Consider the following 11,820-nt stretch of genomic DNA (forward strand, 5'->3'; position numbering starts at 1 on the left):
CCTGATTCACTTCCACGCAAGGACACTCGCATGAACATCGGATTCATCGGCCTGGGCATCATGGGCGCGCCGATGGCGCTGCACCTCGTCGACGCCGGCCACCAGCTCTTCGTCCACACCCGTGGCACCGTGCCTGAATCGGTGGCGTCGTCGTCGGCCGTGGCCTGCGCCAACGCCGCCGACGTCACGCGCCAGGCTGAGGTCGTCTTCATCATGGTGCCGGACACGCCCGACGTCGAGGCCGTGCTGTTTTCAGAGCAAGGCATCGCCGCTGGCTTGGCGGGTGGTCCGCGCAAGGTGGTGGTCGACATGAGCTCGATCTCGCCGATGGCCACCAAGACCTTTGCGACCAGGATCAACGCGGCGGGCGCGGACTACATCGACGCACCGGTCTCCGGCGGCGAGGTCGGCGCCAAGGCCGCGTCGCTGACCATCATGTGCGGCGGCGACGAGGCGGTGTTCGCGCGGGTCAAGCCGCTGCTCGAAAAGATGGGCAAGAACAYCACGCTGGTCGGCGGCAATGGCGACGGCCAGACCACCAAGGTGGCCAACCAGATCATCGTGGCGCTGAACATCGCTGCCGTTGGCGAGGCGCTGCTGTTCGCCAGCAAGGCCGGCGCCGACCCGGCCAAGGTGCGCCAGGCGCTGATGGGCGGTTTTGCTTCCAGCCGCATCCTCGAAGTGCATGGCGAACGGATGATCAAGCGCACCTTCGCGCCGGGCTTTCGCATCCGGCTGCACCAGAAAGACCTGAACCTCGCGCTGCAAGGCGCACGTGAGCTGGGTGTTTCGTTGCCGCAGACGGCCGGCGCCGCGCAGCTGATGCAGGCCTGCTCCGCCAATGGCATGGCCGACCTGGACCACTCGGCGCTGGTCAAGGCGCTGGAGCTGCTGGCCAAACACGAAGTGGCGCAAGCCTGACGATGACGCCTGCAGCGGCCTCTTCCCGCTTGGCGGCACGCGCCGCAGGCCTTAGGGTGCACCCATGAACAACATGCCAGATCGACGCCCCCTTCTACGCGCGATGTTCGACGCTGCCATCGCAGCCGCGCAGCCGGCGCTGTGCCTGCCGCGCCATCTGCCGGCACGCCCGAAGGGCCGCACCATCGTCATCGGTGCCGGCAAGGCCTCGGCCGCGATGGCGCAGGCGCTGGAACAGCACTGGGACGGCCCGCTCGAAGGCCTGGTGGTCACTCGCTACGGCTACGAGGTGCCCTGCCAACGGATCGAGATCGTGCAGGCCGCACACCCGGTGCCTGACGCGGCAGGTCTGCGCGCCGCCGTGCGCATCGGCCGGCTCGTGAACGGGCTGACGCCCGACGATCTGGTGATCGCGCTGATCTCCGGCGGCGGCTCGTCGCTGCTGGTCGCCCCCGGCCCGGGCCTGACCCTCGCGGACAAGCAGGCCATCAACACCGCGCTGCTGAGCAGCGGCGCGACGATCAGCGAGATGAACTGCGTGCGCCGCCACCTGTCGGCATTGAAGGGCGGGCGATTGGCGGCCGCTTGCTACCCGGCGCGCGTGCTCACGCTGCTGATCTCCGACGTGCCTGGCGACCGGCCGGAAGACATTGCCTCCGGGCCCACCGTGGCCGACCCCAGCACCTGCGCTCAGGCGCGCGCCATCCTGGAGCGTTACCGCATCGCCGTGCCCGCAGCATTGGAGCGCCTGCTCGACAGCGGCGAAGGCGAAACGCTCAAGCCAGGCGACCTGCGCCTGACGAACACCGACACCCACATCGTTGCAGCGCCGCAGATGGCACTGGAAGCCGCAGCGCAGGTGGCTCGCAATGCCGGGCTGACGCCGTACATCCTGGGCGACAGCCTGGAAGGCGAAGCGCGTGACGTGGGCAAGACGCTCGCGGGCATCGCGCGCCAGGTCGCCATGCGCGGCCAGCCTTTCGAGCCGCCGTGCGTGCTGCTGTCCGGCGGCGAAACCACCGTCACCGTCCGTGGGCCCGGCCGCGGCGGGCGCAATGTCGAATGCCTGCTGTCGATGGCGATTGCGCTCGACGGCCTGCCCGGTGTGCATGCGCTGGCCGGCGACACCGACGGCGTCGATGGCGCCGAAGAGATTGCCGGCGCGGTCATCACGCCCGATACGCTGGCCCGCGCCTGGGCCCGTGGCATGCCGCCACGCGCCCGGCTCGACGCCAACGATGGCCACGGCTTCTTCCAGACGCTGGGCGACTCGGTAGTGACCGGGCCCACGCTGACCAACGTCAACGACTTCCGCGCGATCGTCATCGACGGTCGCAGCGCCCCCTCTTGAAAGAGAACCGCATGCCCGCGTCCAACACCGCCGACCGCATCGCCTGGGTCCGCCTCTCGTCCTGCTATCTGCCCCTGGCCACGCCGATCAGCGATGCCAAGGTGCTGACCGGCCGGCAGAAGCCGATGACCGAGATCGTGATGCTGTTCGCCGAAATCCAGACGCAGGACGGGCACGAGGGCCTGGGGTTCAGCTACTCGAAGCGCGCCGGTGGGCCCGGCCAGTTCGCCCATGCCAAGGAGATCGCCCCGGCCTTGATCGGCGAAGACCCGAGCGATACGCCCAAGCTGTGGAACAAGCTCTGCTGGGCCGGCGCGTCGGTGGGCCGCAGCGGCCTGTCGACGCAGGCCATCGGCGCCTTCGACGTGGCGCTGTACGACCTGAAAGCCCGGCGCGCYGGGCTGCCGCTGGCCAAGCTGCTGGGCTCGTACCGGGATTCGGTGGCCTGCTACAACACCTCGGGCGGCTTCCTGCACACGCCGCTGGAGCAACTGCTGCTCAACGCGTCGGCCTCGCGCGAGCGCGGCATCGGCGGCATCAAGCTCAAGGTCGGGCAACCCGACCGCGCGCTGGACATCCGGCGCGTCGAGGCGGTGCGCAAACACCTGGGCGACGACGTGCCGCTGATGGTGGATGCCAACCAGCAATGGGACCGCCCGACGGCCCAGCGCATGTGCCGCACTTTCGAGCAATACAACCTGGTCTGGATCGAAGAACCGCTGGACGCCTACGACCACGAAGGCCATGCCGCACTGGCCGCGCAATTCGACACGCCGATCGCCACCGGCGAAATGCTGACCAGCGCCGCCGAGCACGGCGAGTTGATCCGCCACCGCGCGGCCGACTACCTGATGCCCGATGCCCCCCGTGTGGGCGGCATCACGCCCTTCCTGAAGATCGCGGCGCAGGCCGAGCACGCCGGCTTGATGCTGGGGCCGCACTTCGCGATGGAACTGCACGTGCACCTGGCGGCGGCCTACCCAACCGAGCCGTGGGTCGAGCACTTCGACTGGCTCGAACCACTGTTCAACGAGCGGCTCGAGATCAAGGGCGGCCGAATGCTGGTGCCCACCCGGCCCGGGCTCGGCCTCAGCCTGAGCGAGCAGGCGCGGGCCTGGACGCGCGAGAGCGCCGAGGTGGGCACGCGCCCATGAACACGATGGCCGGCCTGGAGAACGAGATGTCCGCTGCCCCGTTGACGATCCGCATGCAGGAGCGCGACAACGTGGCGATCGTCGCCAACGACGGTGGTCTGGCCGCTGGCGTCACCTTGGCCAATGGCCTGGTGCTGGTCGATCGCGTGCCGCAAGGCCACAAGGTCGCGCTCGTGGACATTGCCGCCGAAGCGCCGGTGGTCCGGTACGGCATCCCGATCGGCTATGCGCTGAAAGACATTCCGGCCGGCAGCTGGGTGCACGAGCGGCTGCTGAAGATGCCCGAGGCGCGTGGTCTCGACGGCCTGCCGATCGCCACCGTCAAACCCGAGCCGCAGCCAGCGCTGGAGGGCTACACCTTCGAGGGCTACCGCAACACCGACGGCTCGGTCGGCACGCGCAACATCCTGGCCATCACGCAGACAGTGCAGTGCGTGGCCGGCGTCACCGAGTTCGCGGTGCAGCGCATCAAGGCCGAGCTGCTGCCGCGCTTTCCGCACGTCGACGACGTGGTCGCGCTGGAACACGGCTACGGCTGCGGCGTGGCGATCGACGCGCCCGATGCGGCAGTGCCGATCCGAACGCTACGCAACATCAGCCTCAACCCTAACTTCGGCGGTGAGGTGATGGTGGTCAGCCTGGGGTGCGAAAAGTTGCAGCCCGAACGGCTGCTGCCTCCGGGGAGCTTTTCGATCGTTGACGAGCGCAACGTCGCCGACGTCGGACACAGCGCCGACGAGGCGCTCGACGTCGTCTGCCTGCAAGACGACGCGCACATCGGCTTCATGTCCATGGTCGACTCGATCCTGCGCCAGGCCGAGGTCCACCTCGAGCGCTTGAACGCACGCCGGCGCGAAACGGTACCGGCGAGCGAGCTGGTGGTCGGTGTGCAGTGCGGCGGCAGCGACGCGTTCTCGGGCGTCACCGCCAACCCGGCGGTGGGCTTTTGCACCGACCTGCTGGTGCGCGCCGGTGCCAGCGTGATGTTCTCGGAAGTGACCGAGGTGCGCGACGGCATCGACCAGCTCACCGCCCGCGCAACGACGCCGGAAATAGCCCAGGCGATGATCCGCGAGATGGCCTGGTACGACGCCTACCTGACGCGCGGCGGCGTCGACCGCAGTGCCAACACGACGCCCGGCAACAAGAAGGGCGGCCTGTCGAACATCGTCGAGAAGGCGATGGGTTCGATCGTCAAGTCGGGCACGTCGCCGATCGCCAACGTGCTGGCGCCGGGCGAGAAACTCAAGGCCAAGGGCCTGACCTACGCCGCCACACCGGCCAGCGATTTCATCTGCGGCACCTTGCAGCTGGCCGCCGGCATGAACCTGCACGTGTTCACCACCGGCCGCGGCACGCCGTATGGGCTGGCCGCGGTGCCGGTCATCAAGGTGGCCACGCGCAGCGACCTGGCGCGGCGCTGGCACGACCTGATGGACATCAACGCCGGCGCCATTGCCGACGGCACGGCCACGATCGAAGAGGTGGGCTGGGAGCTTTTTCGCTGCATGCTCGACGTGGCCAGCGGCCGCAAGAAGACCTGGGCCGAGCATTGGAAACTGCACAACGCGCTGGTGCTGTTCAACCCGGCGCCGGTGACCTGAGGTTGCATGGCGCATGAGTGACCGAACTGGTTTGTGGGCCGGTCGCCGTCCGCATCCGGCGCTGCGCGATTGCATCGACAGGTACTGGGCGTGGCAGGCGCCTCCGGGTGGCGATGTTCCGCTTTCGCCGTTGCTGCCAGGCCCCGGTGGCGTCGAGCTGGTCTTTCACCGAGGCCAGCCTTTCGGACCACGAGATGGCGGGTCTCCCGTCCAATTGCTGGCGGTGCGCGAGCGTCCGATGGCGCTGCAGGCATCCGGGTCGACGTCGTTCCTCGCGGTGCGGGTTCGGGCTGGCGCCGCTGAGGCCGTGCTCGGCCGTCCGCTTGTCGGCTTGACCGATGCGTGGGTCGATGCACGCAGCGCCTGGCCGGCTGCGAACAAGCTGCAGTCGAAGTTGAGCAGTGCCAGCTCGTTGGAGGCGCAAGCCGATGTCCTCGACGAATTCATGCTCCATGCCCTGCGAACGCCGCGGCCAGGCAGTGCCGGCCTGCAGGTCGCCACCCGGCGGCTGGAACAGGCGGAAGGCGGCATAGCAGCGGCAGTCGCGTGCACCCGCTGGTCGGCGCGGCAGTTCGAAAACCGCTTCAAGGCCGCGACCGGCGTGTCGCCCGCGCGCTTTCGCCGGCTGGCCCGATTCCGCCGCACCGTGAAGGCAATGCTGCTCGCGCCGCGCGGCCAGCCGATGACCGAGCTGCTGCACCCGACCTACTTCGACCAGGCCCAGTTCGTACGCGACTGCCAGGCGTTCATTGGCATGGCGCCGGGCGAATGGCGCAGCAGGGCCGCGGACATGCAGCACTTCTACCTGACCAGCCTTCAGGACTGACCGCGGCCGATTGCGGATTTGTACAAGCGTCGCGCCAGCCATCGCCGCACGATGCGGGCTTTCCACCCAACCAGCAAGCCCCCCATGACAGCCATCTTCTATTGCGAACTGCAGGCTCGCCGCGGCCACGGCCAGACGGTGTTGCAGGTCCTCGACCAATTGATCCGCGACACCATGAACGAACCGGGGGCGGCGCTGTATGCCGTACACCGCGACGCCGCTGATCCGGACCGGCTCACGGTCTACGAGCGCTACCTGGACTCGGCCGCCGGCACCGCGCACATGGCAGGCGACGGCGTGAAGCGTGCGTTGGAAGCCTTCGCCTCCTTGCTCGAGGAACCGCCGCGCATCCAAGCCCTCACGTGGCACGGCGGCTTCGCGCGTTAGTCACCCTTCGGCGGGCCTTTCGAGCACGGCTACGTTGACCTCGGCGCGCTGCACAAAGCCGAGCGACTCGTACAGCGCGATGGCGGCGCGGTTGCTGCTCCACGCATGCAGGAACGGCTGCTCACCTTGCGCTTCGATGCGCGCCGCCACCGCCGCCGACAACCGGCGCGCGAAGCCACGGCCGCGCGCGTCAGGGTGAGTGCAGACGCCGCTGACCTCGGTGTAGCCGGGCAGCCGCAGTCGTTCGCCGGCCATGCCCAGCAACCGACCGCCTTCGCGGATGCCGACGAACGTCCCCATCAAATGGGTGCGGGCGAGGAAAGGCCCGGGCTCGGTGAGTTGGGCCAGCGCGAGCATCTCTGGCGCGTCCGCTACGGCGAGACCCGTGATGCCGGCGAGATCGACATCGCGGGCCAGGCTGCGCGTGGCCACCATCTGGACGCCCCTCGCCTGCTTGACGACGTTCAGCCCAGGCGGCACGACGATCTCGGGCACCTGCAACAGGTAGACCCGCTCGCCCGGCTGGACCATGTCCGCCAAGGCGGCGAGTGCGTGTTCGCTGTCGTCGCGCGCGGAGGCGAAGACGTTCACCTGCCGGCCGAAGCGCCGGGCCCATGACGACCCTTCCGACAGCGGCTGGTGGACGGTCGTCAGGCTGGCCCACACGGGGCGATCAAGTGGATGTTGCATTGCGTTTTCTTGAGGACGTCAAACGGTCGGCGCGTTCGCACAGGCTCTCTTCTGCAAGTGCCTGCTCCAGTGCAGTCAGCAACGCCAGCAGTGACCGGCCATCAGCGGCGCAGGCGTCCGTCACCGCGGCCTCGATCGTGGGCCAGGTCGAACGCTTGGCACGGGCCACGAGTTGTTTGCCGGTCTTGGTCAAGTCGATCGTGCGTGAGCGCAGGTCGCCGGGCGACTGTTGGGCCTGGACCAGGCCTTCCGCCTGCAGGTTGCTCAGCTGTCGGGTCACGCCGGGCTGGCTGACACCCAGCGCCTCGGCCAGCTCACCGACGCTCATCGCCCCCAACCGGTCCAGCGCTGCCAGCAGCGGAAAGTGCGAGGCCGGCGTGGCGACGCCAGCAGACTCCAGCACCGCTTGGGTCTGCGCCTGCAGGCGCTCACCAATGCGCTTGAGTCGGGTGCCCAGCGCCAGCAGGCCCAGATCCTTGACGACGTCTTGCTTCATGCGATTTCGAATGTCTATAACACGTTATATAACATCGTATCGACCGGCGCAAGTCACTGGCTGGAACGGCAGGGCGCGCCGTGCATTGAGCCAAGTCAGAGGGCGGAGCGGAATGAGAAAAGCCCGCGACCATTGCTGGCGGCGGGCTTGCCTGCCGAACATCACGCGGTGCGTGGTGTTGGCCTTCGAAGCGCTGGGTGACGGGTTCCCTGGACCTTGCTCAGTCCTCCGCCCAGTGTTGCGGCCGGTTCTGCGCTCGAATGAAGACCAGTGTAGACGCGGGAGATGGCAGCCGTGTGACGAAGCGTACGGGCCATACAGCCGTTGGTGAGCCCACCGAGCCCGCGATTGGCTCAGCCCTGGTAGGGCCCCTTGACCTCGCCCCAGCCCCACTTGGGCATCTGGGCATGCTCATCCACCGTGACACCAGGTTGCGAATTGATCACGGCCAGGCGTGAGCCCCACTCGATGTAGCCGACCAGCGCCGAGCGGAACTCAGGGTCGTCAGGCATGCCGAGTTCGTCCGCGGTGCTGAGCAGCAGGCTGACCCACTGACGGCGCAGCTCTTGTGTCAGGTGCTTGTTGAGGTGCTGGCGCACCATGTGCGCGTGGCCGCCGTGCTGCTCGGAGTAGGTCGTGGGGCCGCCCAGCACCTCGCCCAGAAAGGCCGCGACATGCGCAGGGTGGTCGGGGTTCATGTGCGCGAAGACCGGCGCCAGCAGCCCGTCGACCTTCACGCGTTCATAGAAACGGGCGGTCAGGCGATTGAGCGCCTCGATGCCACCCACCCACTGGTACAACGTTGGAACGCTTGCTTCACTCATGGTGACGCAATCTAACGGGCCAGCGGGCTGGCGTGCGCCATAGGGTTATTCGCAAGGCGCTCTCTACGGTTCTTCGTAGGCGCGACCATCATGACTGCCCATACCATCTGCCGATGGTTTGCAAGCGCCACAGTGGTCCGAGCCGCCGCGACACCATGGCCTGGATCGCCATGGCCAGCACGTCCCCCGCCTGGGCGGGTGATCGGCACGGTCGCACGATGGCAGGCGCCGACGGGATCTCACCGCAGCTCGCCGTGCAGCTCCACCCGTGGGATATGTACCGCAACGCCGACAACAGCGTGAACGCGCTGTTCACCAGCCACCTCGGCACCCTCGCCTCGATCGGTGTCGATTGCATCCGCATCGACGTGGGTTGGTCGGCCTCGCAGCCAACGAGCGCGGCACCGCAGATGAGCGGCTACAACACATTCATCAACAACGTGCTGAACGCCATTCGCGCCAAGGGCATCGACGTGTTCGTGACGGTGCACCAAAGCCCCACCTGGGCCAGGCCGGGCACGGGCGACGACGTCAAGCAGTTCCCGACCGATCCGAACAGCATCCGCACCTGGGCGCGCTGGGTGGCCAGGAAGTGGGGCAGCAAGGTGCGCTTCTTCGACTTCTGGAACGAGCCGAACCTCGAGCAGTTCGCCGGGGCCGGCAAGAACACACCGGAGCGCTACATCCCCTTGTTGAAGGTGTTCTGGCAAGAGGTGAAGGCGGCCGCGCCTCACGCCAAGGTCTGCGCACCGGGCGTCTCGAAATGCGACTACGCCTGGCTGCAGCGTTGCTACGAGCTGGGGCTGAAGACCTGCAGTGATTTCATCGGCTGGCACCCCTACCAAGGCAACCAGGAGGTGGCGCCCGACGACCCTTCGGTGCCACCCGGCGTGGACGGCGCCGAACAGCGTTTCTACTACGGCAACGCCAAGATGCTGGACGTGATGCGTTTGAACGGCGACGGTACGAAATCGGCGCTGCTGACCGAGATCGGCTGGTCGGCCCACTCGAACGCCGGCATCGACGAGGTCTGGCGCTACGGCGTGGGCACCGCGGGTGTGCCGCAGACCTGGGCCACCGTGCAGGACAAGGCAGCCGACTACATCTTCCGCGCCCTCGCCCGCTTGCAGAAAGCCGCCACGCCGCAGTCGTGGCCGCTGGTGTCGCACAGCCAGATCAAGCTGTACATGGCCTACGTGGCCTACAAGTCGGTCGGCGACCTGCACCAGGACAGCTTCGCGATCCTGAACCACGACGGCTCGAAGAAGCCGCAGGCGCAGCTGGTCGAAGACTGGCAGCAAGACCACGCGACGCGCCGCAGCTACTGACGGCGCGCGTTCCACCGAGGCGGCCTGAGCCCGCCCATCACCAGGGAGACCCGCCCGATGACACTCAATCGCCGCCGTGCTGCCGCCGCTTGCGCCGCCCTGCTCTGTGCCGCCCTGCTCCACCCCGCCTCGGCCGCCGGCCGCAAGGGCTTGTCGGTCGGCATGACGATGACCTCGGCCGAGTATGCAGACCACTTCGCGCGCTTCCCGGACCTGATCGATTCGGTGCGTGTGTTTTCGTCCGGCGGCCTGCCGGCCTGGACGGACACACGCATCCTGCAGTTGAAGGCCCAGGGCATCGTGCCGTTCATCTCGCACAAGACCTACGACCCGAATGCCTTCAAGGCCTGGCTGCTGGCGATGCCAGCGGACCTGCCGATGGTCTACCTCGCCCATTGCCACGAGTGCGAGGCCGACATGCCGGCTTCGACCTACATCGAGCATCAGCGCGCCTACTGGAACGTCATCCAGGCACTGCCGGCTTCGATCCGCCAGCGCGTGRAGTACGGGCCGATCCAGACCAAGCAGTGGACCGAGAACTACGGCCGCTCGTACGCGACCTACGACCCCGGCATCGGCGATTTCTGGGGCGTCGATGCCTACGTCAACACCTGGGGCCTGGTGTACCCCGATGCGGCGACCTGGCTGAGCAAGGTCCGTTCTTACGACGCCGGTGGACGGCCGAAGTGGCTGCCCGAGCTGGGTGTGATCTGCATGCCCGCCGATGCCGACGACAGCGGGCGGGCCGCATGGATCGAGTCGGTCGCCAGCATCCTGGAGGCCGACCGCTCGTTCAATCTGGTCTTGTGGTGGGACACGCTGGGCACACCGGGCGGCGAGGTCGACGGTGTCGGCACCGTGCGCAACTTCCGCCTCAACGAGAAGTACACGACGGCGGGTGGCACCGTGCCGGTCAAGCTCAGCGAAAAGGCCTGGCGGCGCTTCATGCGCCGCAACAAGCCCTGACCGGGGTCACTCGGCCGCGGGCGTCAGCGTGACAGCATCCAAGCCGTTGCTGTTGTCGTCCAGCGGATCGGCGTTGAGGAACGCGACCGTCGTCAATTTGCCCGTGGCGACGAAGCTAGTGCTGAAGCGCTTCCACCGCAGTTCGTTGTTCACACCACCGCTGTAGGTGGCGCGCATCTGCTGCACGCCGTTGATCTGGACGTCGACGCTGCTGGTCGTGCCGAAGACGTTGCTCGGGTCGACCACATTGCCGACCGAAAACGTCAAGACGTAGCTTTGGCCTGGCACGGTTTTCACCGTTTGCGCCACACCGGTCGCACGGTCGCTGAGGAAGCCGGTCATGTCCAGCCATTGCTTGCCGGCCCTGGCCTTGAACGCGATGCCGTTCTGCACGAAGGTCGTGCTGACGATCGCCACGTCGCCGGGCACGCCGACGACCGTCCAGGGGCCGAAGACTTCGCCGGTGACGAACTTGGTGAACCCGCCGGCCGGCACGATCGGCGTCTCGAATCCGCCATCCTTGATCAGGTTGGCGGCATGGGCACTCATGGCGGTGGCAGCGAAGGCCGTCAGGGCCGCCGCGCGGGCCAGCGTGGCGAATCGATGGGTCAAATCGGTCTCCTGGTGGATTGAAAGCGGCGGAGCTTAGCGCCGCTGCCGCCACCGTCACATCCCTCAGTTAGCGTCCACCGGCGCGCCGATCGTCACGCCATGCCAGAACTCGTAGTCCGGCTGCTTCCAGCTGATGGTCGTGAAGGTGCCGACGAATTGCACGACACCGTGGCCTTCGGTGCCGGTAAGCGTCTTCTTCTTCACCTTCAGGCAGTMGGCACAGCCACCATAGAAACCGACGCCGGACGACAGCAGCGTCGGCGTCTGGTTGAACACATAGCGCGTCGGCACCGCATTGCGGCCCAAGGACAGGATGGCCATCACGGGGTTGGTCACCGGCTTGCTGAACGTGATCTTGTAGACCCGCGCATCGCTGCCACCGACGAAGGCGATCAGGTCGCTGCCGGTGGGGGCGCCGGTGACGGCGTAGGCGTCGGGCGTGCCCGAAGACCAGTAGTCGGTCTCGCCGACCTCGGTCTGGCTGAAGTACATCGTCGGGCCGCTGAACTTGACCTTGACGATGCCGCTGGGCAGGCTCAGGCGGCCCGTCACAGAGGTGGTGCTGGTCTCGGTCGTCCAGTCAGCCCAGGCAGTGTCGAAAGCGTGGGCAGAGACGGCGCCGAAGACGAGGCCAGCAGCAGTCAGCGCGCGGGCAATGGGG

The 11,820-nt window shown here is 67.5% G+C and carries 13 protein-coding genes; 8 read left to right on the forward strand and 5 right to left on the reverse strand.

All coding sequences use genetic code 11. The features are described from left to right. Positions 1–30 precede the first annotated feature (30 nt). The 6 genes from AC1DYI_RS15855 (at position 31) to AC1DYI_RS15880 (ending at position 6,243) form a co-directional block, all read left to right on the forward strand. On the forward strand, positions 31–921 hold the full coding sequence (locus AC1DYI_RS15855) for a 2-hydroxy-3-oxopropionate reductase (protein WP_477205093.1): 891 nt from the start codon (positions 31–33) through the stop codon (positions 919–921). Between the two features lie 103 nt (positions 922–1,024). After that, positions 1,025–2,272 carry a glycerate kinase type-2 family protein gene (locus AC1DYI_RS15860; protein ID WP_477205094.1) on the forward strand — a complete coding sequence of 416 codons (1,248 nt, stop codon included), beginning with the start codon at positions 1,025–1,027 and terminating at the stop codon, positions 2,270–2,272. Positions 2,273–2,283: 11 nt separating this feature from the next. Next, on the forward strand, positions 2,284–3,426 hold the full coding sequence (locus tag AC1DYI_RS15865) for an L-talarate/galactarate dehydratase (protein WP_477205095.1): 1,143 nt from the start codon (positions 2,284–2,286) through the stop codon (positions 3,424–3,426). Then, positions 3,423–5,030: a galactarate dehydratase gene (garD, locus tag AC1DYI_RS15870; protein ID WP_477205096.1), complete on the forward strand. Its 1,608-nt coding sequence runs from the start codon at positions 3,423–3,425 to the stop codon at positions 5,028–5,030. Before AC1DYI_RS15865 ends, garD begins: the two co-directional genes overlap by 4 nt. Before the next feature lie 13 nt (positions 5,031–5,043). Continuing rightward, positions 5,044–5,856: a helix-turn-helix domain-containing protein gene (locus AC1DYI_RS15875; protein WP_477205097.1), complete on the forward strand. Its 813-nt coding sequence runs from the start codon at positions 5,044–5,046 to the stop codon at positions 5,854–5,856. Between the two features lie 84 nt (positions 5,857–5,940). Then, the gene (locus AC1DYI_RS15880; RefSeq protein ID WP_477205098.1) at positions 5,941–6,243 is read left to right on the forward strand and encodes a putative quinol monooxygenase; all 303 of its coding nucleotides are present in this window, start codon (positions 5,941–5,943) and stop codon (positions 6,241–6,243) included. Here AC1DYI_RS15880 and AC1DYI_RS15885 read toward each other — a convergent pair whose 3' ends face one another. The 3 genes from AC1DYI_RS15885 to AC1DYI_RS15895 form a co-directional block, all read right to left on the reverse strand. After that, positions 6,244–6,933 carry a GNAT family N-acetyltransferase gene (locus tag AC1DYI_RS15885; RefSeq protein WP_477205099.1) on the reverse strand — a complete coding sequence of 230 codons (690 nt, stop codon included), beginning with the start codon at positions 6,931–6,933 and terminating at the stop codon, positions 6,244–6,246. After that, positions 6,917–7,429 carry a MarR family winged helix-turn-helix transcriptional regulator gene (locus AC1DYI_RS15890; protein ID WP_477205100.1) on the reverse strand — a complete coding sequence of 171 codons (513 nt, stop codon included), beginning with the start codon at positions 7,427–7,429 and terminating at the stop codon, positions 6,917–6,919. Before AC1DYI_RS15890 ends, AC1DYI_RS15885 begins: the two co-directional genes overlap by 17 nt. A 353-nt stretch (positions 7,430–7,782) precedes the next feature. Beyond that, entirely contained in the window at positions 7,783–8,253 is a 471-nt protein-coding gene (locus AC1DYI_RS15895; protein ID WP_477205101.1) for a group II truncated hemoglobin, read from the reverse strand. A gap of 155 nt (positions 8,254–8,408) precedes the next feature. Here AC1DYI_RS15895 and AC1DYI_RS15900 point away from each other — a divergent pair, with 155 nt between their 5' ends. After that, a complete protein-coding gene (locus AC1DYI_RS15900) occupies positions 8,409–9,581 on the forward strand; it encodes a cellulase family glycosylhydrolase (RefSeq protein WP_477205102.1) in 1,173 nt (390 codons plus the stop codon). Between the two features lie 57 nt (positions 9,582–9,638). Then, entirely contained in the window at positions 9,639–10,547 is a 909-nt protein-coding gene (locus AC1DYI_RS15905; protein WP_477205103.1) for a hypothetical protein, read from the forward strand. A 6-nt stretch (positions 10,548–10,553) separates the two neighbouring features. Here the strand turns inward: AC1DYI_RS15905 and AC1DYI_RS15910 are convergent, their stop codons facing one another. Both AC1DYI_RS15910 and AC1DYI_RS15915 read right to left on the reverse strand, forming a co-directional pair. Continuing rightward, positions 10,554–11,159: a DUF642 domain-containing protein gene (locus AC1DYI_RS15910; RefSeq protein WP_477205104.1), complete on the reverse strand. Its 606-nt coding sequence runs from the start codon at positions 11,157–11,159 to the stop codon at positions 10,554–10,556. A 63-nt stretch (positions 11,160–11,222) separates the two neighbouring features. Beyond that, a partial coding sequence (locus AC1DYI_RS15915; protein ID WP_477205105.1) for a hypothetical protein occupies positions 11,223–11,820 on the reverse strand: 598 nt, incomplete at its 5' end.

Source organism: Ideonella sp. P3_A4, from assembly GCF_056403075.1.

What these genes read in the sequence shown, in the direction of transcription:
- AC1DYI_RS15860 (WP_477205094.1), top strand. Translation starts at nt 1,025, where the DNA reads ATGTTCGACGCTGCCATCGCAGCCGCGCAGCCGGCGCTGTGCCTGCCG.
- garD (WP_477205096.1), top strand. Translation starts at nt 3,423, where the DNA reads ATGAACACGATGGCCGGCCTGGAGAACGAGATGTCCGCTGCCCCGTTG.
- AC1DYI_RS15875 (WP_477205097.1), top strand. Translation starts at nt 5,044, where the DNA reads ATGAGTGACCGAACTGGTTTGTGGGCCGGTCGCCGTCCGCATCCGGCG.
- AC1DYI_RS15880 (WP_477205098.1), top strand. Translation starts at nt 5,941, where the DNA reads ATGACAGCCATCTTCTATTGCGAACTGCAGGCTCGCCGCGGCCACGGC.
- AC1DYI_RS15885 (WP_477205099.1), bottom strand. Translation starts at nt 6,933, where the DNA reads ATGCAACATCCACTTGATCGCCCCGTGTGGGCCAGCCTGACGACCGTC.
- AC1DYI_RS15890 (WP_477205100.1), bottom strand. Translation starts at nt 7,429, where the DNA reads ATGAAGCAAGACGTCGTCAAGGATCTGGGCCTGCTGGCGCTGGGCACC.
- AC1DYI_RS15895 (WP_477205101.1), bottom strand. Translation starts at nt 8,253, where the DNA reads ATGAGTGAAGCAAGCGTTCCAACGTTGTACCAGTGGGTGGGTGGCATC.
- AC1DYI_RS15900 (WP_477205102.1), top strand. Translation starts at nt 8,409, where the DNA reads ATGGCCTGGATCGCCATGGCCAGCACGTCCCCCGCCTGGGCGGGTGAT.